General features: G+C 38.1%; 25 protein-coding genes. 14 read left to right on the top strand and 11 right to left on the bottom strand.

Features of this window, described 5'->3' with window-relative positions; translation table 11 throughout:
- Positions 1-6: 6 nt before the first annotated feature.
- Positions 7-1,479: a proline--tRNA ligase gene (gene proS / locus B4Z90_RS01975; protein ID WP_286801277.1), complete on the bottom strand. Its 1,473-nt coding sequence runs from the start codon at positions 1,477-1,479 to the stop codon at positions 7-9.
- A 178-nt stretch (positions 1,480-1,657) separates the two neighbouring features.
- Here proS and B4Z90_RS01980 point away from each other — a divergent pair, with 178 nt between their 5' ends.
- From B4Z90_RS01980 to B4Z90_RS02010, 7 genes are all read left to right on the top strand, one after another.
- Positions 1,658-2,848 carry a hypothetical protein gene (locus B4Z90_RS01980; protein ID WP_083296034.1) on the top strand — a complete coding sequence of 397 codons (1,191 nt, stop codon included), beginning with the start codon at positions 1,658-1,660 and terminating at the stop codon, positions 2,846-2,848.
- A gap of 70 nt (positions 2,849-2,918) precedes the next feature.
- Positions 2,919-4,511 carry an OmpP1/FadL family transporter gene (locus B4Z90_RS01985; protein ID WP_286801279.1) on the top strand — a complete coding sequence of 531 codons (1,593 nt, stop codon included), beginning with the start codon at positions 2,919-2,921 and terminating at the stop codon, positions 4,509-4,511.
- 116 nt (positions 4,512-4,627) lie between these two features.
- Positions 4,628-5,383, top strand: a complete 756-nt coding sequence (locus tag B4Z90_RS01990) for a hypothetical protein (RefSeq protein ID WP_286801281.1) — start codon at positions 4,628-4,630, stop codon at positions 5,381-5,383.
- Between the two features lie 11 nt (positions 5,384-5,394).
- On the top strand, positions 5,395-6,318 hold the full coding sequence (locus B4Z90_RS01995) for a LysM peptidoglycan-binding domain-containing protein (RefSeq protein ID WP_286801282.1): 924 nt from the start codon (positions 5,395-5,397) through the stop codon (positions 6,316-6,318).
- Between the two features lie 32 nt (positions 6,319-6,350).
- Positions 6,351-6,989: a uridine kinase family protein gene (locus B4Z90_RS02000; RefSeq protein WP_286801283.1), complete on the top strand. Its 639-nt coding sequence runs from the start codon at positions 6,351-6,353 to the stop codon at positions 6,987-6,989.
- A gap of 121 nt (positions 6,990-7,110) precedes the next feature.
- Positions 7,111-8,637, top strand: a complete 1,527-nt coding sequence (gene purH, locus B4Z90_RS02005; protein ID WP_286801284.1) for a bifunctional phosphoribosylaminoimidazolecarboxamide formyltransferase/IMP cyclohydrolase — start codon at positions 7,111-7,113, stop codon at positions 8,635-8,637.
- 284 nt (positions 8,638-8,921) lie between these two features.
- Complete coding sequence (locus tag B4Z90_RS02010; RefSeq protein WP_286801285.1) at positions 8,922-9,779, top strand: IS110 family transposase; 858 nt, start codon at positions 8,922-8,924, stop codon at positions 9,777-9,779.
- Between the two features lie 271 nt (positions 9,780-10,050).
- Here the strand turns inward: B4Z90_RS02010 and B4Z90_RS02015 are convergent, their stop codons facing one another.
- The 4 genes from B4Z90_RS02015 to B4Z90_RS02030 form a co-directional block, all read right to left on the bottom strand.
- Entirely contained in the window at positions 10,051-10,416 is a 366-nt protein-coding gene (locus B4Z90_RS02015) for a YkvA family protein (RefSeq protein WP_286801286.1), read from the bottom strand.
- 333 nt (positions 10,417-10,749) lie between these two features.
- Complete coding sequence (locus B4Z90_RS02020; protein WP_286801287.1) at positions 10,750-10,911, bottom strand: hypothetical protein; 162 nt, start codon at positions 10,909-10,911, stop codon at positions 10,750-10,752.
- Positions 10,912-11,350: 439 nt separating this feature from the next.
- On the bottom strand, positions 11,351-11,458 hold the full coding sequence (locus tag B4Z90_RS25105) for a hypothetical protein (protein WP_376784083.1): 108 nt from the start codon (positions 11,456-11,458) through the stop codon (positions 11,351-11,353).
- A 61-nt stretch (positions 11,459-11,519) separates the two neighbouring features.
- Positions 11,520-11,732, bottom strand: a complete 213-nt coding sequence (locus tag B4Z90_RS02030) for a hypothetical protein (RefSeq protein WP_286801290.1) — start codon at positions 11,730-11,732, stop codon at positions 11,520-11,522.
- An 807-nt stretch (positions 11,733-12,539) separates the two neighbouring features.
- On the opposite strand from B4Z90_RS02030, the gene B4Z90_RS02035 reads away from it, so the two are divergent.
- On the top strand, positions 12,540-14,318 hold the full coding sequence (locus B4Z90_RS02035; RefSeq protein ID WP_286801291.1) for a hypothetical protein: 1,779 nt from the start codon (positions 12,540-12,542) through the stop codon (positions 14,316-14,318).
- A gap of 260 nt (positions 14,319-14,578) precedes the next feature.
- Entirely contained in the window at positions 14,579-15,289 is a 711-nt protein-coding gene (locus tag B4Z90_RS02040) for a DUF4397 domain-containing protein (RefSeq protein ID WP_286801292.1), read from the top strand.
- Between the two features lie 86 nt (positions 15,290-15,375).
- Here the strand turns inward: B4Z90_RS02040 and B4Z90_RS02045 are convergent, their stop codons facing one another.
- Entirely contained in the window at positions 15,376-15,681 is a 306-nt protein-coding gene (locus B4Z90_RS02045; RefSeq protein ID WP_286801294.1) for an FtsB family cell division protein, read from the bottom strand.
- Between the two features lie 232 nt (positions 15,682-15,913).
- Between B4Z90_RS02045 and lpxB the strand changes: the two genes are divergently transcribed.
- Together lpxB and B4Z90_RS02055 are read left to right on the top strand one after the other, a co-directional pair.
- A complete protein-coding gene (gene lpxB, locus B4Z90_RS02050; protein ID WP_286801296.1) occupies positions 15,914-17,029 on the top strand; it encodes a lipid-A-disaccharide synthase in 1,116 nt (371 codons plus the stop codon).
- A 54-nt stretch (positions 17,030-17,083) separates the two neighbouring features.
- Positions 17,084-17,719 (top strand): hypothetical protein, encoded by a 636-nt coding sequence (locus B4Z90_RS02055; RefSeq protein ID WP_286801298.1) that lies wholly within the window; start codon positions 17,084-17,086, stop codon positions 17,717-17,719.
- Between the two features lie 71 nt (positions 17,720-17,790).
- Here B4Z90_RS02055 and B4Z90_RS02060 read toward each other — a convergent pair whose 3' ends face one another.
- Genes B4Z90_RS02060 through B4Z90_RS02070 form a run of 3 tightly spaced genes read right to left on the bottom strand, consistent with a single transcriptional unit; the run spans position 17,791 to position 20,884 of the window.
- Positions 17,791-18,870, bottom strand: a complete 1,080-nt coding sequence (locus tag B4Z90_RS02060; RefSeq protein WP_286767142.1) for a DUF3810 domain-containing protein — start codon at positions 18,868-18,870, stop codon at positions 17,791-17,793.
- 19 nt (positions 18,871-18,889) lie between these two features.
- The gene (locus B4Z90_RS02065; RefSeq protein ID WP_286801300.1) at positions 18,890-19,948 is read right to left on the bottom strand and encodes a nucleoid-associated protein; all 1,059 of its coding nucleotides are present in this window, start codon (positions 19,946-19,948) and stop codon (positions 18,890-18,892) included.
- A 9-nt stretch (positions 19,949-19,957) separates the two neighbouring features.
- The gene (locus B4Z90_RS02070) at positions 19,958-20,884 is read right to left on the bottom strand and encodes a histone deacetylase family protein (RefSeq protein WP_286801302.1); all 927 of its coding nucleotides are present in this window, start codon (positions 20,882-20,884) and stop codon (positions 19,958-19,960) included.
- 137 nt (positions 20,885-21,021) lie between these two features.
- On the opposite strand from B4Z90_RS02070, the gene B4Z90_RS02075 reads away from it, so the two are divergent.
- Genes B4Z90_RS02075 through B4Z90_RS02085 form a run of 3 tightly spaced genes read left to right on the top strand, consistent with a single transcriptional unit; the run spans position 21,022 to position 23,608 of the window.
- Positions 21,022-21,663, top strand: coding sequence for a YceH family protein (locus B4Z90_RS02075; protein WP_286801304.1), 642 nt, complete (start codon positions 21,022-21,024; stop codon positions 21,661-21,663).
- A 6-nt stretch (positions 21,664-21,669) separates the two neighbouring features.
- The gene (locus B4Z90_RS02080; protein ID WP_286801306.1) at positions 21,670-22,719 is read left to right on the top strand and encodes an MFS transporter; all 1,050 of its coding nucleotides are present in this window, start codon (positions 21,670-21,672) and stop codon (positions 22,717-22,719) included.
- Position 22,720: 1 nt separating this feature from the next.
- Positions 22,721-23,608 (top strand): DUF72 domain-containing protein, encoded by an 888-nt coding sequence (locus tag B4Z90_RS02085; RefSeq protein WP_112376112.1) that lies wholly within the window; start codon positions 22,721-22,723, stop codon positions 23,606-23,608.
- A gap of 121 nt (positions 23,609-23,729) precedes the next feature.
- Here B4Z90_RS02085 and eno read toward each other — a convergent pair whose 3' ends face one another.
- Together eno and carA are read right to left on the bottom strand one after the other, a co-directional pair.
- The gene (eno, locus tag B4Z90_RS02090) at positions 23,730-25,025 is read right to left on the bottom strand and encodes a phosphopyruvate hydratase (protein WP_046675452.1); all 1,296 of its coding nucleotides are present in this window, start codon (positions 25,023-25,025) and stop codon (positions 23,730-23,732) included.
- A gap of 212 nt (positions 25,026-25,237) precedes the next feature.
- The gene (carA, locus tag B4Z90_RS02095) at positions 25,238-26,338 is read right to left on the bottom strand and encodes a glutamine-hydrolyzing carbamoyl-phosphate synthase small subunit (RefSeq protein WP_112376111.1); all 1,101 of its coding nucleotides are present in this window, start codon (positions 26,336-26,338) and stop codon (positions 25,238-25,240) included.
- Positions 26,339-26,347: the final 9 nt, after the last annotated feature.

Genomic DNA, 26,347 nt, shown 5'->3' on the forward strand with positions numbered 1-26,347 from the left:
AAACTATTAATAAGCTTTAGCAAAAAGCACGCGTCTATTCGAAGGTTTTCCAGTAAAGATACAGATACCTTCCTCTTCTTTCGCGTCCAAAGGAATACAACGAATCGTTGCCTTGGTTTCTTCTTTGACACGTTTTTCTGTTTCTGTTGTTCCATCCCAGTGACAAGAGATAAACCCACCTTTTCCTTCCAACACTTCTTTAAACTCATCATAAGAATTAACCTCCGTAAAATGAGATGTTCTGAAGTTTAAAGCCTTTTGGTATATATTTTCCTGTATTGTATCTAGCAGCTGTGCAATAGTACCCGCTAAACCTTCCTGAGCAACAGTTTCTTTCGTTTGTGTATCGCGACGCGCCAACTCTACAGTACCGTTTTGCATATCTCTTGCGCCAACAGCTACACGTACAGGGACACCTTTTAATTCCCATTCTGCAAATTTAAAACCAGGACGCTGTGTATCCCGATCGTCATATTTTACAGAAATATCTTTTATCTTCAACTCATTTGTCAACTGATTCACAAACCCATCAATCTGTGCTTTTTCTTCTTCCGTCTTAAAAATCGGAACGATAACAACTTGAATTGGTGCCAATTTTGGTGGCAATACCAATCCCTGATCGTCCGAGTGTGCCATAATCAATGCACCCATCAAACGCGTAGAAACACCCCAAGAAGTTGCCCAAACATGCTCCAATTTTCCTTCTTTAGACGTAAATTTCACGTCAAACGCCTTTGCAAAGTTTTGGCCAAGAAAATGAGAGGTTCCTGCTTGTAATGCTTTTCCATCTTGCATCAATGCTTCAATACAATAAGTATCCAAGGCGCCTGCAAAACGTTCGTTTTCGGTTTTTCTACCACGAACAACGGGTACAGCTAAAATATTCTCCGCAAACTCCGCATAGACATCCAGCATGCGTTCTGTTTCAGCGATGGCTTCCTCTTTTGTTGCATGAGCTGTGTGTCCTTCCTGCCATAAAAATTCCGCTGTACGCAAGAAAAGGCGCGTACGCATTTCCCAGCGTACTACGTTCGCCCATTGGTTCACCAAAATTGGAAGATCACGATAAGACTCAATCCATCCGCGGTAGGTATTCCATATAATCGTTTCGGAAGTCGGACGTACAATCAACTCTTCTTCGAGCTTCGCCTCCTCATCCACAACAATCTTACCTGTGCCATCATTTTTTAATCTATAATGTGTTACCACTGCACATTCAGTAGCAAAACCTTCCACATGGGCTGCTTCTTTAGAAAAAAACGACTTGGGAATGAATAAAGGGAAATAAGCATTGCTATGACCTGTTTCTTTAAATCTTTTGTCTAAGATTGCTTGCATTCTTTCCCAGATAGCGTATCCGTATGGTTTAATCACCATACAGCCTCGTACAGCTGAATTTTCAGCGAGATCAGCTTTGATCACAAGCTCATTATACCATTGCGAATAATCTTCTGCACGACTTGTTATTCCTTTACTCATATGAAATTGATAAATTATTGTAACATTCTTACGTTAAATCTCGTCTGCAATTCTAATACGAAAAGCGTTCAATAAAAAATATTTGTATTTTTGATTACTTCGATTAAACCCCGTCGAGAAATTTGCGTCTAAGATAGTAAATAAGGCTGTATAATCGAAAATAACGATTTAGGATATTATGAAAAAAAATAGATTATTTATCGGAGCACTTGCCATAACAGGAGCGTTCATGCTGGGTTCCTGCGGTACGAGTAGGCAAATCTATGGCGACGATGTCTATGGCAATAGTGGGCAAGCGAGACAAAAGGTTTACCAAAGCCCAGATTATTATTACACGGATGCAGATCAGGCCCAACCAAATGGACAGGCACAAGGTGGTTATTATGATGATGAATATTCCGATCAGGATTACAACAGTGATTCCTATGAAGATCTCGAATACGCTAATCGTATCAACCGTTTTTATTACGCAACTCCAGGGATGACCTATTTCGACCCATTTTTTGACCCATGGTATGGCTATGGCTTCGGTGGTTGGTACGGATACGGACCATCATTTGGAATGGGCTGGGGATGGAACTCTGGTTGGGGATCATCGTGGTCGATCGGCCTTGGATGGGGTTGGGGATCTAGCTGGGGCTGGGGATCTCCTTGGTATGGAGGCTATAGACCTTGGGGTGGCTGGTATGGCGGTGGCTACTGGGGATCAGGCTGGTACGGAAATGGATACTGGGGTGGTGGTTATTGGGGCAATTCGAGACCTCGTTACGCTTCAAGTAGATCTGTATACAGAGATAACTATAATACGCGAAGTTCATCATCAAGAACCCGGACTTCAGGCGGGTATGACCGTAACGGCGTTGCCCGAAATTCCGGCGGATATGATCGCACTGGCGTAGCGCGTGATTCGAGAGGAAGAATCACATCTGTAACTGGCAGATCGAGAAATACGGATGGTTCAGTTTCATCGCGTAGTTCATCATACGATAGAACAGGAGGAAGAACAAGAACTTCCGATGGCATATCAAACAGGGGTTATTCAGACGGTACGCGTTCAAGAACATCCGAGCGAGTAAACGGTTCCTACCCGAATAGTACACGCAGTACAGGTGGCTACTATAATAATGGCACGCGGTCACGCACAAGCTCTGGGGAGGTATCTCGTCCGATGAGCCGTTCCATGGAAACACGTTCTAGCAACCCAAGCTCGACGTCAAGACCAACCTATACGCCTCCAACAAGAAGCTATGATAGTGGTTCATCCCGCTCTTCTAGTGGTGGTTTCTCTGGAGGTGGTAGTTCTAGATCTTCGGGTGGAGGTTTCTCCGGAGGCGGTAGCTCAAGATCAAGTGGAGGACGTACTCGATAGTTAAAAGCATTTGAACAGTAGCATACAACATTTTGTATGCTACTGATTATTATTGACGACATTTCAGCATATGACAATCAAAAAATTACTTTTTGGAACTGCATTCGTTTTAGGTGCAGCAGGGACTACTCAAGCGCAATATACGAAAGATGTACTTTTATTTTCCCAAGGGGACAATGGTGGAACAGCTCGTTTTAAAGCCATGGGAAACGCTTCTACCGCATTAGGTGGAGATATTAGTTCGATTACGAGTAACCCCGCCGGCTTGGGCTACTTCAATCAGTCTGACGTATCGGTAACAGCCAGATACCTTAACAATAAAAATAAAACCGACTATTTTGGCCAAAATTCAAATAGCAGTAAGAATAATTTCAACTTGGATAATGCTGGAATTGTTTTTCACTTGCCAACTTATCGCAACGGAGGCAACTTAGATAAAGGCTGGTTAAATTTCAATGTCGGTATTGCTTATAATCGCAATTATGTCTATAATAATCTGCTAGAATATCGAGGAGTAAATAACACAAGTTCGATCTCTGACGCTTATTCTGACCAGCTATCGTCACCTGGCGGTATGAATGGCTGGGGCCAGGAAGTTTATAATAACTCTTTATTATTTGATAAAGAAACAGGCAATAACGGAAGATATTTCCCTATTACTGACTTTGATAATTTTAATGGAAAGGATGGCTTTGATCAGGTAAATTCTATTTTGGAAAAAGGCAGTAAATCCGAATCTGTATTATCTTTTGGTGCAAACTATAGCAACAAATTATATTTGGGGGCAGCTTTAGGATTTACAGCCTATAGTTATGACAATTCAAGTTGGTATACTGAATATGGAAAAACATTGAACGCCGAAAATTTGGCAAAACGTAATCCAGGTTCTGAATATTTAGATCCAAAAAACGTCGAAAAAAATAAAATTCTTGGCAAGGATTATGAGTTATTTGATGACTATATACAAGTAACTGATGGTACAGGTGTAGATTTCAAACTAGGGGTAATCTATAAGTTCACACCTACTTTCAGTATGGGCTTTACAGCCAAGTCGCCAACATTTATGAGTATTCGGGATGAAACTTATAGCAATTCGGAATTCCGCTATTTTAATCGGGATGAAGATAAATCTTTCAAGGAATACAGAACCAGTGATGACGCAGGACATAGTTACCTGGAATACAATATGAATACACCCTATAAATTGTCTGTAGGTGCTAGTCAAGTTTTTTCAAGAGGATTAATAACCGCAGATGTTGAATGGGTAGATTATGCCGCCATGCGTTTTAAAGATGTTGGCAACTACAGTAAAAGTTTAGAAAAGAACATGAACCAAAACATTAAAGATACTTACCAAGGTGCATTTAATGCGCGAATCGGTGGTGAAGTTTTATTTGATAATGTATTAAGTGGTCGAGCTGGTTTCAATTATAGTGGCAATCCTTATAAAGATGTAGATTATACCAACTATACGGCTTCTTTAGGTATTGGTGCGAAACTCGGTCGGGGAATGTATATTGATTTGACAGGAGCTTATAATGCCATAAAATATGAAGAAAGACCTTACCTTATAGATGAACAGTACTTTGGCAATACAAGTCCAATAGCCAATATAAAAAATCAACGAACCAATGTGGTATTGACAATTGGCTCTAAATTTTAAGAGATCCTTTTCTCAGAAAAAACGTCCAGCTTGTCTGGACGTTTTTCATTAATCACCATCCCAGCAACCATAATTTAAAAGCTTTTAGTAAATTTGCCCTCTTGGTTGAAAATTACATGGCGAATCACACAATTTCAAAAGCATTCAATTTCATTTTTACATACCCGATTTGGCGGATCGAAATCGATGCGGAGAATAAATTGATTGCGGTAGAGACAAGAAATCCAGATGATACCCTGCCCTATTTTAATGTGATTACTTTTGAAGGAACTTACGTTTTACGGGACTTCAAGGCAATTGCCAAAGAATGGGTATTAGGCGGAATCCAATGTAAAAAATTGATACTAAAGAAGATTGCGCATAATTCACCAATTGATGCAGGCATACAACTAATCAATTGTTACAATCCACAACAACAAGAAACCTGGTTCAACTATACTTTTATCAATATGGTTGACCAAGGACTACTTATTAGACCCAAAGTAATAGCAGAGGGATTACAACTATTTTTGAATCTCCAAACGATGGTGATTGAAAGCAAAAATGAGAATTCCATTAAACCTTATGCCAGTGCGCTCGTCTATCCTATCATCTACAATGGTGAAATACCCCTTTTTTTGAAGGACTTCCCAATTGATGGCGAGATCTGGATTAATAGGGTAAATGACCACTTTATTTGGGTTTTCTATGAAAAAGACAAAGATAATTGTTATCAAATCAGGTTAGTGCAATCCACAAAAGAAAAAATAACAGCAACTACTCTTGCAGTTTCCAAACTAGGACTAAAGTTCTTCAACATCTATTTTCTTATTCACGAACAAATATTCCTTTTGACAGATAATAAACGGGAGTTTGTTTCGTATTTAGTATAATTGCAAAATATATGAAAGTTTTATTCGAATTAAAGACATATAAAAAGATAGCTATTCTATCCATCGCGATATTAGCTATTCAACAAGTTGAAGCAAAAAGTTCAACTTCCTTAAGGACAAATTTTATCCCTGACTCAGTTGGAACTGAAGTCGTCAATGGAGAAGAATACGTTCTCTTCAAAATTGAAAAAGGAGATAATTATTACCAGCTAAGTAAAAAATATAAAACAACAGTAGGCCAGTTGACCCAAATCAACGGCAATGGAACATTAAATCTTGGTCAGATTGTCAAAATTCCGACTGGTCGAAAAGCGAAATCGGCCATTACCAATGACCACGGCAATAAAGTAGTGCCAAATTCTCGTAACCCACAACAGCAAGAGGGTTTCACTGAATATATTGTTGGTGAGAAAGAGACACTTTATGCCATATCGAAAAGATTCAGTATTTCTGTTGAAGATATCAAAAAAGCGAACAACTTAAAAAATAACATTATTAGTGGTGGAATGAAGCTTTTGATTCCAAATCAGCCACTGCCCCCAGAAAGACCAAAATTGGTTGAACCTAAAGGAATCGAGATTGTAACGCCGGATTCTACCGACGATGATGATAAAGAAGAAAATCAAATTTCAACAAACCGCTACGGAATACGCGAAAAATCCGAACGAGGAATCGGTGTGTGGATTGATGGACTTTCGTCTCAGGGCACCAGCAACCTTGCACTCCATAAAAGCGCTCCCGTAGGTACCATTCTAAAAATTACCAACCCCATGACAAAAAGTGTTACTTATGCAAAAGTGGTCGGTAAATTCAATGATAATGCTGAAAACCAAAATGCAATTGTGGTGTTATCAAAGTCCGCTGCAGCAAGTATAGGCGCACTTGACAAACGCTTTCAAGTTGAAATTGCATACGGATTACCGCTAGAAAATTAACAAAATAAAATAGCTTTTATAGCACAATAAGAATGAATAACAAACCGTATGTCATAGGAATTGCCGGAAGTAGTGGCTCTGGGAAGACTTTTTTTTTAAATAGTTTTTTAAAACATTTTAACCCAGATGAGGTCACTTTAATATCCCAAGATGATTATTACATTCCTGCCAATACCAAAACTCAGGAAGAAAATAAGCTATATAATTTCGATATTCCGACGTCAATCGACAGAGACGCTTTTTATAAAGATATCAAGGCACTTTTTAACGGTGAGACCATCTATAAAGAAGAGTATACATTTAACAACCCTTCATTAACACCAAAAATATTAGAAATTAAACCGGCACCGATTTTAATTATTGAAGGCCTCTTTATTTTCTATTATACGGAAGTGAATAATTTAATCAATCATAAAATATTCTTAAGCGCTGATCAGGATATTGCATTAAGACGACGCTTACACCGCGATTTAGTTGAACGGGGCTACTTTGAGGACGACGTCATGTACAAATGGGTGAATCATGTGCTCCCATCCTACAATGAGTATCTATTACCATACAAGGATACTTGTGATCAGGTCATATTTAATAATACCGATGAGCCAGAACCCATTTGGGATATAACCAATCAAATTTCTGAAGAGCTTAAATTAAAGCTCAATTTGGTATAAATTAAAAAGATTTAGAAAGGAGAGTCTAACAAATAGATTCTCCTTTATTTTTAAAGTACTTGATTTATTGATATCAAAATTTTAAATACCTATCTTTGCGCCACGAAACAAATCCATCATAATGAACCATCCTGTAAAGATTAAAAATGCATTGGTTTCAGTCTATTATAAAGACGGCCTCGCTCCTTTAGTTGAATTATTAAACAAATACGGTGTTACTTTCTATTCCACTGGCGGAACAGAAACATTTATCAAAGATTTAGGTATAGATGTTGTTCCAGTTGAAGACCTCACCAGCTACCCTTCTATTTTAGGAGGTCGTGTAAAAACCTTGCATCCAAAAGTATTTGGCGGTATTTTGGCACGCCGCCCGCTTGAGTCGGATCAACAACAGCTTGCTCAGTATGAAATACCTGAGATCGATTTGGTTATTGTGGATTTGTACCCATTTGAAGAAACTGTTGCTTCCGGTGCAGCCGAGCAAGATATAATCGAAAAAATAGATATCGGTGGAATTTCATTGATACGCGCAGCCGCTAAAAACTTTAACGATGTCGTTATTATCTCTTCCAAAAATGATTACAAAGCGTTGGAAGAAATATTAGCAAACCAGGAAGGTTCCACTTCATTGGAGCAACGTAAAGAATTTGCTAAACGTGCATTCAATACGTCTTCACACTACGATACAGCAATCTTTAACTATTTCAATCAAGAAAATCCACTTCAGGTATTTAAACAATCTGAGCAAAAAGCACAAGTGTTACGTTATGGTGAAAATCCGCATCAAAAAGGAGTTTTCTTCGGCGATTTGGACAAAATGTTTTACAAATTAAACGGTAAAGAACTATCATACAACAACTTGGTTGATGTTGATGCTGCCGTTGCTTTGATTGATGAGTTCACAGAGCCTACATTCGCGATCTTAAAACACACAAATGCTTGTGGGGTTGCCTCACGGTCAACAATCAAACAAGCTTGGTTAGATGCTTTAGCCTGTGATCCGGTTTCAGCTTTCGGTGGAGTTTTAATAACGAATGGTCAAGTTGATGCTTCTACAGCTGAAGAAATTAATAAATTATTCTTCGAAGTGTTGATTGCACCTTCTTATTCTGAAGAAGCGATTGCTATACTTACCGCAAAGAAAAACAGAATTATTTTGGTTCGTAAAGAGGTTACATTGCCAGGACAACAGTTCAAAACTTTATTGAACGGCGTCATTCTTCAAGATAAAGACAATACGATTGAAGGACCTGAACAAATGGTTACAGTAACACATGTACAGCCAACTGCAGAACAACTGGAGGATCTTTATTTTGCGAACAAAATTGTAAAACACACCAAATCAAATACAATCGTATTTGCTAAAAATGGCACATTGTTAGCTTCAGGTGTAGGACAAACTTCTCGTGTAGATGCATTGAAACAAGCTATTGAAAAGGCTATTTCTTTCGGTTTTGACCTTAAAGGCTGTGCGATGGCATCGGATGCCTTCTTCCCTTTCCCAGATTGTGTGGAAATTGCTTCAGAAGCTGGTATCGCGGCGGTATTACAACCTGGTGGTTCAATCAAAGATCAACTATCAATAGACATGGCTAACGAAAAAGGAATTTCCATGGTAACGACAGGTTTTAGGCACTTTAAACACTAAGCGTATTTCCACAATTTATAAAAAAAGCTACCTTTAAAAAGTAGCTTTTATTTTTACTGAGAATTTTAAAAAGGTCATTATATTGTTGTTATGCAAAATATATTGGCTGTTCGTGTGAGGCCAGAAGTGGCTAGGTAAACTTTGAGTTATACCGTAAAAAAGGTTTCGCCCACACGATTTTATTCTCAGGAGTCTGAACAGTACTTAGGGCCGCGAAGCGAGCTTGAATAAAACAAAAGGATAGACGAAGGAGAATTGAGTCGATATGATTTAAATTCTTAATTATGGCTATTAGAAAGCAATGCATTGGGATAGATGTCTCAAAATCAACCTTTACAGCTTGTTTATGTCAACAGGCGGAAGATGGCAAATTAACGTTCTCAAAGGTCCTGGACTTTGGTAATGATAGTAAAGGCTTCGATCAATTATTACGTTGGGTGAAAGGTCTGATTGTATCAGATTCGGAGCTAGTATTCCTCATGGAAGCCACAGGCGTTTATTATGAGAACCTAGCCCACCATCTATACAAAATCAAAAAAAGGGTTCATGTTGTGCTTCCCAAAACCTCAAAACACTATTTCTCTAGTCTTAATGTGAAAACAAAAACAGATGCAGTTGATGCGCGAATTCTAAGTCAGTTTGGTATTGAGAGAGTTCATAAGTTGTGGTCCCCACCACCAAGCGCACTCTTGCAGCTCATGAATCTAACTCGTTACTATGTTCAACTTCAGGAACAAAAGACAACACTTGGCAATATTAGTCACAGCAAGGACTGCGCACATGATATCCAAGTATTTATTACCAAGAGCAACAAAAAACTCATTACTGAGATAGATAAGGAAATCGAAAGATGCCTGAAAGAAATTAAGAAAGCTATCGAAAAGGAAGATGTACTGAAGGAGCATGTCAGAAAGGTTTTGACGATAAAAGGTGTAGGATTGATTACGGTAGCAACGATATTAGCTGAAACAATGGGTTTTGAGCAAATTCATAGTTCAAAACAATTGGTTAGCTATTCCGGCTATGATGTAGTGCAAAGAGAATCTGGCACCTCGATTAAAGGCAAGACTAGGATCTCCAAGAAAGGAAACAGATATATCAGAAATGCACATTATTTCCCAGCGATGGTGGCCTGTAGGTAAAATGAAGCATTAAAAGAAACTTATATCAGAATCAATAAAAACAATAAGGCATCGAAAATGATTGGATAGGTGGCAATACAGCGGAAACTCTTAGTGTTGATTTATACGCTTTGGAAAAACGATACTGAATTTATTGAAAACTACCAAAGAGGTAGTCTCGATCCGAAAACCGAGACTACGCAAGATAGTTCAGTAGCTGAACTTCTTTAGAATACAAAAATACTTTTTTGTCTAAATATTTGGAATTTATAACAGTACCTTTTTTTATTTTTTAGTTTTCACAGACATATTTGGAACGCTTGTACTGTTCCATTTCTGTACTGAGTTTACGAATTGCATAACCAACAATAGCCACATCATCAATCCATCCACCGACCAGAATAAAATCAGGAATTGCATCAATCGGCGAAACAACATACACAATCGTTCCAATAATAATCGATAGATTCCATTTATCCATTTTATACTTTCCTATAATTGTATCCCTGCACATCGCAATCAATACATTGAAATCATCCATATAGCTCCCTAGATTCCTAGCTTTTGCCTCCGCCTGCACAAACTCGGACTCCGTAATCTTACGGTGCCTGAACTGCTCAAACATCCCTTTCGCAATTCTTTTGATTCTATTGTTCATATTTCAAAATTATCAATATTTTTTGATTAGGTCAAGAAGTGGCCTTGTTCTACAACATAGCACTAATCAGAATAGGAATAGAATCCGCCTCAGCAAAATGATTTCAAGAATACAAGCTAGGGGGTATTCCTCTTTCTACCAGAGAGATATCCCAATAACCTGCTCGTTGCGAAACTGACTAAGACACCCAAAACCGCCGTCAAGGCTGTTTACAACGCGTCGCCAAGTGAGACACTGGCCCAAATCGAACAAATTGTACCACTGATAGCCGAGATAAGGATATCATTTACTTTCATCGTCCACACTCCTTTTCAGGATATCATCAGCACCATTCTACTCCAGCAGGCGATCTTTTACTTCCGGCGGAGCCTTGCTGCCGTCCGCCTCAGCATCCAATCTTGTCTCCAGTATCCCTAATCCAAGAGCCACATACTTTAATATATTCTCTACCTTACCCGGTAGTTTGACAGAAGCCACCAGCCCCAGCTGCAGCACCTGCCCTATTTTGTTAAGATTTTTTTCATACTTTTTACGTTTTCAATAGTCCCAACACCACTTTTAAATAAACAAGAAGGGAGAAAGAATAGAAAATATAGCTTTCTGACTGTCAAGCGTTGACGGGATCTGGCGTTGATATGAATTACTGTCCGAGCTTAGCGAGTTTGATTCATATAGCTGGAGAACTTAAAGATGACACAAAAAAAAGCCATAGTCTATTACTGCCCCCCCAATGACTTACCGAATACTCAAATACACTTGATCCCTATATCCCAATGGCAATAGACCAGTGTTTTCAGCTTGGCTAGGGCCATTCCATTTCCGGTACCCTATCCTTCACCTGTCGGTGCTGTCACTGGAGCAATGCAATCAAGCAGCTCCTTCTCAGTATTGTTCGCCGCGTGGATCAAGATTCCTTCGCGGTTTAGCGCATTCGTCATACCGATCTGCTGTAATGACTGATCGGGATGCAGCTGATCCGCTTGATGTTATTCCGGTCGGGTAGCTCAATAATATAGCAGATGTGCTCTCCATCATATGTGATCGAGCCATTTGTTCTCTCAGTCCCATAATCCGGAGGAGCTTGAGGGTATGTCTTGTCCTGATCATCTGCTAAGGTTTATCCACCTCGACGATGTCATGGCATTATAAGGGTTGTTCTTGAGCGGATAGAAGTCCCCGTTAATCACCTGATACATCGAAATACCAACAATGATGTATGCCGATTTGGCTACCACCGGACTCGGAGGCACCTCATCAGTACTCAGCTCGACCACCGTCATTGTGAACAACATATGTGTCGCCCCGTTCAATAGCATGACATCATTTTAGAGCAGAGACTTTTAAATTGTCAATAGAAAGAAGACGTCAAACTGAGATCATTATTTCAGAATAATGTAGAAAACTAAATTGTGAAACGACTTTATATTGGCAAGTTTTAAAATTATGCTTTTAGTTTTGACTTTTTTCTCGAATTTTGACTTCAATAATATGTCTATGCTATTTCGTATGAATATAGAAAACAGAGATCTTCCATTAATTGATCATCTTTAAATTGAATGCGTCAGCACACAGCGTAATATTGATTGTCACCATAGATTCGTTTGTAAAAGCTATGTTAAATGTAGTAATTTGATATACTCATACAGCGAATAAATAATTTTGTGCTGTTATTCCCTGTTCAACTAAATACCAGATCTTATGGATATTTTCTCCACATACTATTCTTCATCTAACCTCGGCCTTATAGTCCAAGTATAATATAATGCAGTTTACTTTTTTCCGGCTTTAACTACTTTATTTTTAGGGTGGTTCAGAAAATATTGGTCAACTTCTAGGATTCTTTAATACAAGCTTATGGTTCGGCGAAAACTCTCTTAATCCGCTATCGTATAACATTTTTGTTGATATTCCCATGAAGGATGTCATCAGTGCGAAACATGATGTTTTTCTCCCGTCCATGGACATCTACATTAATCTCTCATAAACACATTAAAAAACAAACCTCTAAAAGAAATAATATTATTAAAAAATCTACACATTTGTGTAGTATTAATAATAAAACACAAAACTTAATTTTAGATAAATAAGAAGCAAAATTTAATTACAAAAAATAAATAATATATATGAATAAAAGCCTTTTAATTCTCCCTCTTTCTGTATTCGTTTTAAACATTTCTTGTAAAAAAGATATACAAAATCAATCCGAAAATATGGTCAATACGGAGAGTTCGACTGAGAAATCCAATCTGCAAACCTTTTCAATAATTCTGTCCAAGGCAGTAAACAAAAATAAGCCTCTAAGAGACTTTATTAAGGCCGAAGCATTAAAACAGAAAGATAACGACTTTGATGTTATATATGAATTATGCAAAAACGAAAAAATAGCTGACAATAAAACATTCAGGGATATTTTAATTGAAAATGAAACTTTCAAAGGTGCCATTACAAAAATTGAAACAGAACTTCCTACAATCACAGTCCTTGTCCCGACATTACCAAATGATAGTTTTACTCCCCACAATTGGTCCACTGAAAACCAAATACCGATGATTGGTTATGTAAATAACACAGATGTGGACATGTATTTAAATGGTGAAAAGAGTATGACCTTAAAGAACGGACAAGTCCCTGGGTTCCCCACCTTAGTAGTGAAAAATAACGAAAGAATAAGAAAGCGTGGCGCTGGGATAAAAGCATCAAGCAAGTCACCGTTAAGTACAACTCAGCTCGAATTCGTCCATGAAGCTTATGATGGCATAAATAATCCAACTAAGCCCTATTCGGAAGCTAAAGCAGAATCGATTTCAAAGTTAAACGCATCTGCAGCTAGGTTGGCTTCAGCAAATACAGCTTCCAATTCATTTGACGCTCCTTATTATTTTGAAACATCACAAATTTTAACAGATGCCTATAACAAATTTTTGCCACAAAATGGAGGTTGGCAAAGAGATTATATCTATTATAATTTAGAAAATACTCCAGACGCGAAGGGAGGCTTAAACCAAACAATGACTGAAAGTATAATGGCAATAAAAATTAATCCAAGCGCATTAAGTATAATACAAGATGAAGGAGATCCAACTTATAATACAAATTTTACGATCACTACTAGCGAACAGGTTTATTCTACTGCCAAAATGTGGACAGAAGGTAACTTCGACGTACAGATAGATGTTGTCACCAGTGATGTACAAGGTGGCGGATCAGCAATTTCACAAGTTCTCTCAATTCCAGCAATAGAACTCTTTGATGTACAGTATACGACACAAGGTTATGGAAATCCTAGACTCGGCGATTACACCACTGTTTATACTTTTAAGGAAGTTTTACCAAAATACTATTACTGTAACATTCCAATTAAGGAGTGGAATCTACAACATATGGGTTACACCTGGAAAATATCAGTAAGAGAAAATGACAAAGCAACTACTTATATTGACAGCGAAAAAGTTTCTACCAAATTTGCTACTAATTTTTCCATAGAACCTGCTACAGGGATATTGAAAAAAATAGGACTTAAATTTGGAGCCTCTGCTGAAAAAGTTCAAGAAGTAACATCTACCGTTCAAAGAACACAAGAAAATGATTTTATAGGTGATGCTCTAGTTAGTTTTGGCGACGCAGTACTAATTTCTGGAAACAAACTGGAAGATACTCAGATAAATTCATTTATAGTAGATCTTAAGACCAAGGCAAGAAGAGAATCTGCTACAAAATATGTAAATCACGTGGCTACAAGGAGGGAAGGTACTAATCCAAGAAATCCAGGCCCGCCACCTTTTTACTCAGCAGAGCAAGATGACATCAAAGCAACAGCTAAAAATGTATATTCATTATCCAACTTTAATAAAGTTTACAATAATAACTTTGAAATCGTAATGGTTCCGGTATACAAATATTAAGGATTTACTATTAAAATATATCGGCCAGTAAGCATTATTTATCATGCTTACTGGCTTTTTTTTTTATAATCTTTATAATATCACCTCTTAATCTCAATTAATAAAAGAATCTTTATACTAGGTTTACTAATAACAATAAAACCACAATTTTTATTATTTTCGCAGATTGCTGTAGCAAAGTGTGTCTTATCTCCGTATAATAGAAAACACAAGCGCAATGTGTTTCACACAAAAAAAATAGATTTTAATATTACACGGTTATGAAAAACTATAGATTTTTTAATTTTATTGCTATTGCATTAGCTGCTTTCTTTCTAACAAGCTGCCTAAAAGATAATGATGATCAACCAATTCCTGGTGCATTATTTACGATGGTTAACGGCTATAGCGATGCTAATGCAGTTATTTATTACGCAGACGGAGGAGCACTTCAAAACCCCAATTATCCATTGGGATTCAAAAGTTATGCACAAGTAGGCTTATTTACGGGAGCACGTAAAATAGCAATTTCTGCCGAATATAACAGCGTCTTAACAGATACAACGGTTACAATCAAAGATAGCACCATATATACATCCTTTTTATTTGGAACTAAAACCAAACCCATACAAGTAATCACTACGGATAGAATTAATAAGGATATTAAAAATACGGAGACCGGTTTACGCTTCTTTAATTTTGCTGAAGGTACAGATATGGTTAGCTTAAAAATAGGCGATCAGACTTCTCCTTCAGAATGGACAAATAGAGCAAAGGAAACTCAGAATTCGGCAAGTGCTCACGAGGGATTTATCGCTCAAAAGAGTGGTACATTCACTGTCACAGCTCGTGATAAAACAGGCAAGACCATTGCAACACGTAGCGATATTAAATTGGCAGAAGGTTATTATTATTCGTTGATACTCATCGGGAAAGCAAATGATGAGAAGAAGCCGTTATACATTGGTTTAGTCGCTCAAGCTGCAAATTAAAATACCCATATCTATATACTTTTTATAACAGCGGCCGTCATGTAAACATGATGGCCGCTGTTTTATTTTTAGTCTATACCGTAATATTAAGGATTTTCTTTAGGTGCCACTTTAGAAATAACATAAATATCCTCATTATCCTTTTTCATCTTATACTTCTCACGCGCAATACGCTGTACTTCCTGCGGATTTGATCGAATATCATTAATTGTTTTAATGATCGCCGCATTTTCCTTCAGATAGAAAGATCGCTCACTCTCTAAATTTGCTTTTTGCTTTTGATAGCTATACTGCGTGGCAAAGTCATTTCGATCAAAAAATAACATCCACACGAGAAAAGCCAAAGCGGCTAACAAATACTTATTTCTTATTAAAGACCACAATCGTTGCATAAGACAAAAATACTATTTAGCTTTTATACTTAGGATATTTTCTTCAAAAGTTGAACTTCTTTAATTAAAGATATGGAATAATATGTTCAAAGTCATCATATACCTAGAATAATCTTATCTTTAACAGTTCAAAAACGATCATTTCAATGAAATATCCTTTCGTGAGACTAAACGCAGTTTTAACGATAAAAAGGATATTCCATATGATCATTAAAGAATAAATCATTGACATATGAAATACTATCTTATTGCAGGTGAAACTTCAGGGGACCTACACGGTGCCAATCTTATTAAAGCGTTAAAAATTGAAGACCCTCATGCGACTTTCCAAATCGTTGGAGGAAATCTTATGCAAGCAGAGACTGGGAAAAAAGCGCTGATACACACTTCAGAAATGGCTTTTATGGGCTTTATCGAAGTTTTGAAAAACCTGCATAAGATATCAAAGAATCTCAAACTTGTCAAAAATGATCTGCTAAAAGAAAAACCGGACGCTGTTATTCTGATAGATTTCCCTGGTTTTAATCTGAAAATTGCTGATTTTGCAAAAAAGCATGGAATCAAAACATGCTATTATATTTCCCCTAAAGTGTGGGCTTGGAACCAGGGACGTGTAAAGAAAATCAAACGTATCGTCGACCATATGTTTTGTATTCTTCCTTTTGAGGTCGACTTTTACAAAAAGTGGCGCATGCCGGTTGATTACGTGGGCAACCCACTATTAGATGCAATTTCAAACTATAATTTCAATCCAAAATTTAGAGAGCAGCACGGCTTTTCAGAAAAACCGCTTATCGCACTTTTACCAGGGAGCCGGGAGATGGAAATTGCAAGCCTCCTTCCAATCATGGCAGAACTCCCCTTTTTCTTTCCCGTCCATCAATTTGTCATTGCGGGCGCCCCAAATTTTGAAGAAACCTATTACAAGCAGTTCTTTAAAGGTATTGATATTCCAGTAATCTTTGATCAAACCTACGATATTCTCCATAACGCAGATGCAGCTGTCGTTACAAGTGGAACGGCCACACTTGAAACAGGCATACTCAAAGTACCTCAGGTTGTTGTCTATAAAGCCAATCCAATATCGATATGGATAGCAAAAATAGTCATCAAAGTCAAATTTATCTCATTAGTGAATCTAATTAATAATTTCCTCTCAGTGAGGGAATTGATTCAGGAGGACTGTACTGCATACGATATTTCCTATGAAGTAGGAGAACTGATCAATAATAAAGAGCATAGAGCAAGTGTGATGGAAAACTATGATATTCTGGCAGAAAAGCTAGGTTCTCCTGGTGCTTCGGAAAAAACGGCCAAATTGATCGTAAAATATCTCGCTAAAATTTAAACTCTTTTGCCTTTAATTTGTCAAACACTAGTAGTCACAATTAATTAAAGCTTTATGAAATCTAAAATTATTCTAGGCTTTTTTCTTTGCTTTGCAATGGCCTTAACAGGAAAAGCACAAGAAACACAACATATTTCTAAACTGGAAATTGGCAAAAAGGCAAAAAAAAATATCGATAGCAGGGACTCTACGGTTGTTATGCATATTGATACCTTGATCATGAAAGATAATTCTGCCCTATCATTCTACGGCAAGAAAAATGTAAAACTAACCATTGGTTATGCTGAAATTGGAAATAAAGCAACGATTTATGGGACCGATGGAAAGAATAATGGTGCCAACTTTGACATCAATGCTAATTTCCAAAAATTGGGTTCCCTATATATCATTGCAAAAGGAGATGACGCTTTCAATGGGACTAAAACCTTTCCGAATGGAAATGGGGGAAAAGTCAAAGTCAATTTAATTGACGGAAGTATAAAACCGCAAACAACAAATAAGAAAGCTACTAATTATATTTATGGTGATGTAGCAGCAGGCGGTCGAGCCGTCAATGCAAACACAGAGTTGAGAAACATCTATGATCGGATTAAAACCGCTCCCACCGGATTGAGAGGCTTGCCTCAGGGACAGATTTATTCTGGAAGCCCTGGAACTGAGGGAACATTTGAACTTATTTCAACGCAATAAGAATATTATTAAATCATAAAAAGCCGTATTATTCTTCTATAATACGGCTTTTTTATCATTTCTATATTTTATTACCTACATCCTCTTCTTTTAAGTTCGTAGGCCAATACTAATCGAGTCATCCGATCATATCGCGCGATGCCTTCCTGTTGATTGTTGTGTTTCAGGTACTGATTATAAAATATTCCCATCACATCGTCAACCCAACCCGTATACTGACTCCAGAAATACCTTTCTTTTTCCATATCGTTCAATACTTTCACACTTAATCTTCTCTTATAATCTTTTCCTAAATCAGGATACATGTGCTGAAGTTCACGTAGCATATAAAGCGTCGTCTGTAGATAAGCTGAGTATCGATAAAAAGCTTGGGGATGTTGCTCTAAGCGCACAAAAGCAATAAAATTTGCCTCATCTTCAAAACCAATCCCTTGCTGGTGTGCAAGTTCGTGTACCGTTGTAAAGGGGATAAAGGTTACAGGCATTACAGTATTAACCTGTGATTCGTGTGTAAATGGATTAAAATAGCCTGAAACCCCAAAAAGAGAAACTATTTTACTATTTAGCGGAGATTTTGCTCCGATGTGCCCGCTTGACAGGAAATCTCCGAAAGTCGTATCCTGTCCTACCCAATTATTCAAGTCCTCTTGAATTGAATCTTTATGCTCTTCCCACTGCGATGGATCCACAGTTTCCCGTAAACTATTTGTACTATCCAGAAATCTATTCAATACGACAAGATAGTCGGCCAGCTTTAAGCTATCAACTTGCAATTGTACATTTGTACTAATTGGTTTACGGTAATAATTCAAACCCCATGAGAGGTAAAAGAAAAAATAGAGCCCTAATATCAGATTGATGATAAACAAAAGCGAGCGAAAAGACGCCTTCCATCTTCCCCTCCATAAATTTCCGATCAGTTTAACCGCTAAATAGAACACAAATATAACCACTGTGACATAGAATAGATCGCCTAAGCTAAAAGGAATATTGCCAAAAATAATTCTTGGCACATAACTATAAAAGCGGTAAAAACCTCGCGCATAGAATACTTCAATCCACTGGCTATTTCTCTCGATCAAAGAAGTAAGAAAAATCCCAATTAGAAGTAATACAGCGGTGAAACCAACTATTCTATCGCGCTTTTCCATTCAATAGAATATAAAATGATTAACTTTCGTTCTCAAAATAAACCTTATAGTAATTCATGCCCTTATCCTCATCATAACCTTTCTCAAGATACTCACGCTTACCATGAACATAGATATGGAAATTCTTATCGAGCTTTAACACAGATTTGTAGGAAGATTCCATCTTCTTCACGGCTTTATCTGCAATTTCAAAACTAGCCTGAAATGGAGAGTCAAATTCATCTTCAAAATCAGCTTTAAAATCCTGGAATAACGCTATCGCCTGTGGATTACCCAATACCTGTTCTTCAAATTCCTCTTGAACAAAAGTTTCCTTTTCCTTAAAGTAATTCATTGATTTGTTCATCAAATCAATCTTATCCGCTTTTTCCAATTCAAACGTCTCGTCTAATTTTTCCTGAACAAAGTTTTTATACACTTTTAGATAATTACCTGTCTGATTGAAATTGTCATTCCGGACGCGCAGTTGTAAAAATTCATCCTTCCAATACACCGCCTCCTGTTGACGATTTGTCTGATCGAGAACCAGCACCTTATAACCTTCTTCTTCTTCTACATTGATAATAATACAGCCTTTGTCCAGTTTATTGATATTGATCGCCTCCTGCTCATATTCCAGCATAAAAGCTCCTTGTTCCGGATACACTTTCAGATAGGTCTCCTTATTTTCGGATTTGAATATACCAATGGCATCATGTTCCTCTCCTTCTATCTGAACATTCTTTAAGGCAACAATATACACCTCGCCCCCCTTTATTTTTGGATGGGTAGATACTTCATAAAGGTGTTTTGAAATCTGTTGTGAGAAATCGTGAAATGGAAGCTGCTCTCTAAAATATTGTCTTACAAAATAAAAAACTTCATTGAGCTCCAACTCTTCATTAGGATGATATAGGCGGTATACCTCATTCACCTTCGCAAAAGGACTCATAAAATACTGCATCAACAATCCAGGTAACACTTCATCTCCTTCAAGAGAAACAGGTGCATCTGACAAAATATAAAATTCATCTTGTGCCTTATTGCCCACACGATGAACAGACAATGCTTCGAACGTCGCATCTTGGTGAAAAAACATATTCTTATCTTATAAATTATATAAATCTATTGCTATTTTAAAAGTCTGACAATGTGCATTGACAATATCTTTAATTTCGGGAGAATACCCTCCCCCCATACTCACCTGAACCGGAATATTGTATCCATGGCACATCTGAAAGACCAATTCATCCCGTCGGCTGCAGGTCTCGGGACTTAAACCTAATTTCCCCAGTTTATCTGTTTTCAATATATCCATACCGGCCTGGTAAAAAACAAAATCTGGTTCAATCCGCCTAAACAAATCGGATAAACTATCTTCCAATAATACCAGATATTCCTGATCCCGAATGTTATCTGCTAAGCCAATATCCAGATAAGAACGCTGTTTTACAAATGGATAATTTTTCTCGCCATGCATAGAAAAAGTAAATACCTGTTTATGCCCCTCAAAAATATGGGCAGTACCATTTCCTTGATGCACATCAAGGTCTATGATGAGGATGCGGCTAGCGTATCTGTGCTTCAGCAAATAGCCCGCTGCAGTAGCTTGATCATTCATCAAACAGAAGCCTTCGCCAAAATCATAACCTGCATGATGCGTCCCCCCGGCGATGCTAAAAGCAACACCATACTCAAGGGCATATTTAGCACTTTGAATTGCTCCCTCCAAAATATAACGTTCCCGATCAACAAGACTTTGGCTCAACGGAAAACCTATTCTTCGGATCATTTTAGTATCTAGGGTCAAATCAAATAGCTGTTTGACATAGACTGGATCATGCACCAGGCAACATGATTCAAAGCTCGCAAGTTCAGGACTGAAAAAATTAGACTCGTCCGCCATCCCCTCATGTTTTAACTGTAAAGGAATCAACTCGTATTTCAGCATCGGAAAACGATGCCCCTCTTTGACAGGGTGAACAAATTCTGAACGAAAAGCTATCTTAAGCACCTTAAATCTAATATTACTCATGCGAAGATAAGAAAAAGATCTTTTGGAGTTATAGGAGAAAAAGGGCATCTTTGAGAAGGAACAATCCGGCAAGCCAATGTTATGTTGCCATAACAGCATACTTGCATTCGATCATAAATTTATATTCTTGAAAATAAATGGAAACAACTAATTTGCCCCAATTGTCTGCCATGGAACAACGTGTGCTAGGCTCACTAATCGAAAAATCAAAAGTAACCCCAGAATATTATCCGATGACGATCAACAGCTTACAAGCTGCTTGCAACCAAAAAACTTCCCGCAAACCGGTTGTACAATATACAGAAGAAGATATTATCGCTACATTGGATATATTAAAGAAAAAGGGCTTAATCTCGACAGTTGTTGGCGGAGGATCTCGCGTAACAAAGTATAAACACAATTTTGCCATACAATTTCCACTGGTTCCTTCCGAATTAACCATTGTTTGCTTATTACTACTCAGAGGACCAATGACCGCCGGGGAAATTAATTCAAACTCTGGAAGACTTTATGAATTTGAATCATTGGGCGAAATCAATGAACAATTGGAAAAATTGGCACAAGAAGGCTACTTGAAGTCCCTGCCTAAACAAATAGGGCATAAAGAAGTCCGCTATATTCATTTATTAGGAGATATCAACCTGGAAGCGTATGAAAATAGCGTTCCTGCAGGCAGCTCCTCGAACGACCAGACCTTACTCGAACGAATTGGACAATTGGAACAGGAAGTTGCAGCATTGAAACAGAAATTTCAGGATCTCTGGGATGAATTACATTAGTCGCTCATGTCGCAAACAATAGATTCCGAAAACGAAATATCCAAAGCAACCTTGTGGCTGATGACCATCGCCACAGGCTTGGTTGTCGCCAATAATTATTACAATCAACCACTATTGGACCTGATTGCCAAAGACCTACATATTGACGAGGCCATGGTCAGTAATTCGGCCATGTTAACGCAGATCGGATATGCCTTTGGCCTGTTACTGATCGTCCCCTTAGGGGATATGTTTAAGCGAAAAAAAATGATCTTGATCGATTTCTTTTTCATTATTTTTTCTTTAGTCGGTATGGCCATGTCCACTTCTATCCTATCGATCCTGCTATTCAGCTTTCTGATAGGTTTCACCTCCGTTATTCCGCAGGTTTTTGTGCCCATGGCCGCTGAGCTTGCGAGCAAAGAAAAGCAGGCTTCAGCGATCGGAATGGTCATGTCGGGCCTGCTGATCGGTATATTACTATCTAGAGTTGTAAGCGGGTTTGTCGGCTCCTATTTCGGATGGCGCGAAATGTACTGGATAGCCTCAGCAATTATGGTCATTACAGCCATCGCCATAGCAATCAAGCTACCAGAGGTGCTGCCTAATTTTAAAGGTTCTTACCAGGAATTGATGCGATCAGTCTGGAACTTTGCCAGAAAACAACCTGTATTACAGTTGGCTGCATTTCGTGGAGCTATGGGATTTGGGGCTTTTTCCGCATTTTTTACAACGCTTGTTTTCCATCTTTCGGCCCCACCTTTTTTTGATGGCCCCGCAACTGCAGGAGCCTTTGGTCTCGTAGGTGCCTGTGGTGCGCTTGCCGCTGCTTTTGTCAATAAACTAACCATTTATATAGGCAAAGCAAAAATCATCTTATATGCGATCTTATTGATGTTATTCAGCTGGTTATTATTTACCCTCTTTGGCTATACCTATTGGGGTCTCATTCTTGGTGTTATTCTCATTGATCTTGGTCTACAGTCGATGCACATCCTAAATCAAAGCGATTTCAATGCGCTGAACCTCGGGGCCAACAACCGACTAAACACCGTATACATGGTCAGAAAAAACTAATATGAAATTCGGCCAAGTAGAACATCCTGAGGAAATCGACTTTACCCTTCCCCCTACTCCAGCAGAAACTTTAAACCTATTGCAGCATTTCAAAAATGACAAGCCTTTTGATGTATATGTAGGTTGTGCAAAATGGAATAAACAAGATTTAAAAGGCTTTTATCCCAGAGGTACAAAAGACGAACTTGCTTATTACTCCACACAGTTTAACAGCGTTGAACTCAATGCTACATTCTACAATTCACCTGGCATAGACCAGGTAGAGACCTGGAAAAAGAAAACACCTGCTAACTTCAAGTTCTTCCCTAAAATACCACAATCCATCAGCCATTTTAGCAGATTATTAAATACGGGTGATAAAGTGAAGTTGTTTACAGATTCCATTGTTCATTTCGATGAGAAACTAGGAATGGCCTTTTTACAGATGCACGACAATTATAGTCCAAAGGATATGGCCCGTCTAAAACTATTTCTTCATGACTGGCCAAAAGAAGTCCCTCTAGCCTTAGAGGTACGAAATAAAGATTGGTTTTCCAAACCCGAAGTAACAAAAGAACTCTATGCGCTGCTGGAGGAAACCAACGTGACCAACGTACTGGTCGATACCGCAGGCCGTAGAGACATGCTCCATATGCGCTTAACCACACCGACTGCTTTTATACGGTATGTAGGTGCCAACCACGCGTCAGATTACGATCGCCTAGATCAATGGATCGATGTGCTGAAACTATGGCGCGAAAACGGGTTGCAAAAACTGTATTTCTTTATCCACCAGAATATTGAGATAGAATCGCCATTACTGGCAACACATTTTATCAAAAAACTGAATACAACATTCGACTTGGATCTAACCTATCCCAACAAAAACACAGGAAATACATTATTCTAAGACAGGATATCAGTTCCGGTGCTAAAGCCAACTATAGAAAAAATCATTCAGCATATTTTGCCCACAAAAAAAGCCGAAGTAGAAAATACTTCGGCTTTTTATATAAAAAATAAGCTTTCGCTTATTTTTTAGCGTATTTAAAGTTTTTACCGATGAAACGTGCATTACCACCCAATTCCTCCTCAATACGTAACAATTGGTTGTATTTAGCCATACGATCAGAACGTGAAGCAGAACCAGTTTTAATCTGACCGCAGTTCAGTGCTACAGCTAAGTCAGCGATAGTCGCATCTTCAGTCTCGCCCGAACGGTGTGACATCACAGAAGTGTAACCAGAATTTTGAGCTAAAGTAACCGCATTGATTGTTTCAGTCAATGAACCAATTTGGTTTACTTTCACTAAAATTGAGTTTGCTGTATGAGTATCGATTCCTTGTTGAAGACGTTTTGTATTGGTAACAAAAAGATCATCACCTACTAATTGAACATGGTCACCGATTTTGTCAGTCAATGTTTTCCAACCAGCCCAATCATCTTCAGCCATACCATCTTCTATAGAAATAATAGGGTATTTAGCTGTTAATTCAGCCAAATAGCTTGCTTGCTCTTCGCTAGAACGCACAGCTCCTTTATCACCTTCAAATTTAGTATAATCGTATTTACCATCTTTGTAGAACTCAGAAGAAGCACAATCCAACGCTAAACAAACATCTTGACCAGGTTTGTAACCGGCAATTTCAATCGCTTTCAAAACTGTTTCGATGGCATCCTCAGTACCTTCAAAAGTTGGCGCGAAACCACCTTCATCACCTACTGCAGTTGAAAGACCTCTGTCATGTAAGATTTTTTTCAACGTATGGAAAACCTCAGTACCCCAACGCAAAGCCTCAGAGAATGAAGGCGCACCCACAGGCATGATCATAAATTCCTGAAATGCGATAGGTGCATCAGAGTGTGAACCACCATTGATGATATTCATCATAGGAATAGGTAACGTGTTCGCATTTACACCACCGATATAACGGTATAATGGTTGACGTGACTCTTGTGCAGCAGCTTTCGCTACAGCTAAAGAAACTCCTAAAATAGCATTTGCGCCTAAGTTTCCTTTATTTTCGCTACCGTCTAAATCAATCATGATTTTATCGATGGCATTTTGCTCGAAAACATCTACACCTTCTAGCGCTTTTGCAATTTTAGTGTTTACATTCTCAACAGCTTTCAAAACACCTTTTCCTAGATATTTTGACTTGTCACCATCACGTAATTCTACTGCTTCGTGAATACCAGTTGAAGCACCTGAAGGAACAGCTGCACGACCAACAAAACCATTTTGTGTAGTAACATCTACCTCAATTGTAGGGTTACCGCGCGAATCCAAAATTTGACGCGCATGAACATCGATAATTAAACTCATCTCTTTATTAGACTATAATTTATTTTCATTACTTAGTGTAGATAAGACACACTCTTATCTACAGACATTTTTCACAATCAAATATAATAAAAAATGTATTTATTCCCCTATTTATTATGAAATAAAATATGCTCCATCGGCATAACTGTTCAACTAAAAACAATAAAAAACCCTTCAAAATCTGAAGGGTTTTTTATAGAATATTGTGCAATTTAGTTTTTGATCATTGCTACAAAATCATCAAACAAGTAGCGCGAGTCATGTGGACCCGGTGATGATTCTGGATGATATTGCACCGAAAATGCTTTCTGTCCTTTGATACGGATACCTTCAATAGACTGATCGTTCAAATTGACGTGTGTAATTTCGACGTTCTCAGAATTTTGGATATCTTCAGCCACAACTCCAAAACCGTGGTTCTGCGACGTAATTTCACAACGGTTGGCGATAATGTTCTTCACGGGGTGGTTGATACCACGGTGTCCATTATGCAACTTGCTTGTGCGGATGCCATTTGCCAATGCTAAAATCTGGTGACCTAAGCAAATACCAAACATCGGTTTATTTGCGTTTAAAATAGCTTTTACAGTCTCGATAGCATAATCCATCGGTGCTGGATCGCCAGGACCATTGGAAATGAAATAACCATCCGGATTCCACTGCTCCATTTCTTCAAATGTTGTCTTCGCAGGAAAAACCTTTGTATATACATCACGAGCCTCAAAATTGCGCAAGATATTTTTCTTGATTCCCAAATCCAAAACTGCAACACGCAACGAAGCATTTTCATTACCGAAGAAATAAGGCTCAGCTGTCGTTACTTTCGAAGACAATTCCAGACCATCCATTGAAGGAACCTCCGCCAATTGACGTTTTAATTCTTCAACATCCAATGTTTCTGAAGAAATAATCGCATTCATCGCCCCCTTATCACGAATATGGCGCACTAATGAACGGGTATCCACATCAGAAATACCAACTAAATTTCCTTCCTCAAAGTAGCTTTGGATCGATTCATCAGCCATTTTGCGGCTGTAGTTGATGTTATAGTTTTTACAAACTAATCCAGCAATCTGAATTTGATTTGATTCGGTATCATCCGCATCAATACCATAGTTACCAATATGCGCATTGGTCGTTACCATGATTTGTCCAAAATAAGATGGATCTGTAAAAATCTCTTGATAACCGGTTGTTCCTGTATTAAAACAGATCTCCCCAGTAGTCGTACCAATTTTACCAGCGGCTTTACCGTGATAAACTGTACCATCTTCTAAAACTAAAATTGCAGGCAATTTGCTGTAGTTGGTCATTATCGATGT

It is taken from the genome of Sphingobacterium sp. UBA5639, assembly GCF_002421245.1.
GTDB classification, from domain to species: domain Bacteria; phylum Bacteroidota; class Bacteroidia; order Sphingobacteriales; family Sphingobacteriaceae; genus Sphingobacterium; species Sphingobacterium multivorum.

Excerpts from the sequence above, each read along its gene's own strand:
- carA (WP_112376111.1), bottom strand. The coding sequence starts at position 26,338 with ATGACCAACTACAGCAAATTGCCTGCAATTTTAGTTTTAGAAGATGGT.
- B4Z90_RS02030 (WP_286801290.1), bottom strand. The coding sequence starts at position 11,732 with ATGCTATTGAACGGGGCGACACATATGTTGTTCACAATGACGGTGGTC.
- B4Z90_RS01980 (WP_083296034.1), top strand. The coding sequence starts at position 1,658 with ATGAAAAAAAATAGATTATTTATCGGAGCACTTGCCATAACAGGAGCG.
- B4Z90_RS02045 (WP_286801294.1), bottom strand. The coding sequence starts at position 15,681 with ATGCAACGATTGTGGTCTTTAATAAGAAATAAGTATTTGTTAGCCGCT.
- B4Z90_RS02065 (WP_286801300.1), bottom strand. The coding sequence starts at position 19,948 with ATGTTTTTTCACCAAGATGCGACGTTCGAAGCATTGTCTGTTCATCGT.
- B4Z90_RS01990 (WP_286801281.1), top strand. The coding sequence starts at position 4,628 with ATGGCGAATCACACAATTTCAAAAGCATTCAATTTCATTTTTACATAC.
- B4Z90_RS02080 (WP_286801306.1), top strand. The coding sequence starts at position 21,670 with ATGTCGCAAACAATAGATTCCGAAAACGAAATATCCAAAGCAACCTTG.
- B4Z90_RS02015 (WP_286801286.1), bottom strand. The coding sequence starts at position 10,416 with ATGAACAATAGAATCAAAAGAATTGCGAAAGGGATGTTTGAGCAGTTC.
- eno (WP_046675452.1), bottom strand. The coding sequence starts at position 25,025 with ATGAGTTTAATTATCGATGTTCATGCGCGTCAAATTTTGGATTCGCGC.
- B4Z90_RS02075 (WP_286801304.1), top strand. The coding sequence starts at position 21,022 with ATGGAAACAACTAATTTGCCCCAATTGTCTGCCATGGAACAACGTGTG.
- B4Z90_RS02035 (WP_286801291.1), top strand. The coding sequence starts at position 12,540 with ATGAATAAAAGCCTTTTAATTCTCCCTCTTTCTGTATTCGTTTTAAAC.
- B4Z90_RS02060 (WP_286767142.1), bottom strand. The coding sequence starts at position 18,870 with ATGGAAAAGCGCGATAGAATAGTTGGTTTCACCGCTGTATTACTTCTA.
- B4Z90_RS01995 (WP_286801282.1), top strand. The coding sequence starts at position 5,395 with ATGAAAGTTTTATTCGAATTAAAGACATATAAAAAGATAGCTATTCTA.
- B4Z90_RS02000 (WP_286801283.1), top strand. The coding sequence starts at position 6,351 with ATGAATAACAAACCGTATGTCATAGGAATTGCCGGAAGTAGTGGCTCT.
- B4Z90_RS01985 (WP_286801279.1), top strand. The coding sequence starts at position 2,919 with ATGACAATCAAAAAATTACTTTTTGGAACTGCATTCGTTTTAGGTGCA.
- purH (WP_286801284.1), top strand. The coding sequence starts at position 7,111 with ATGAACCATCCTGTAAAGATTAAAAATGCATTGGTTTCAGTCTATTAT.
- lpxB (WP_286801296.1), top strand. The coding sequence starts at position 15,914 with ATGAAATACTATCTTATTGCAGGTGAAACTTCAGGGGACCTACACGGT.
- B4Z90_RS02055 (WP_286801298.1), top strand. The coding sequence starts at position 17,084 with ATGAAATCTAAAATTATTCTAGGCTTTTTTCTTTGCTTTGCAATGGCC.
- proS (WP_286801277.1), bottom strand. The coding sequence starts at position 1,479 with ATGAGTAAAGGAATAACAAGTCGTGCAGAAGATTATTCGCAATGGTAT.
- B4Z90_RS02085 (WP_112376112.1), top strand. The coding sequence starts at position 22,721 with ATGAAATTCGGCCAAGTAGAACATCCTGAGGAAATCGACTTTACCCTT.
- B4Z90_RS02070 (WP_286801302.1), bottom strand. The coding sequence starts at position 20,884 with ATGAGTAATATTAGATTTAAGGTGCTTAAGATAGCTTTTCGTTCAGAA.
- B4Z90_RS02040 (WP_286801292.1), top strand. The coding sequence starts at position 14,579 with ATGAAAAACTATAGATTTTTTAATTTTATTGCTATTGCATTAGCTGCT.
- B4Z90_RS02010 (WP_286801285.1), top strand. The coding sequence starts at position 8,922 with ATGGCTATTAGAAAGCAATGCATTGGGATAGATGTCTCAAAATCAACC.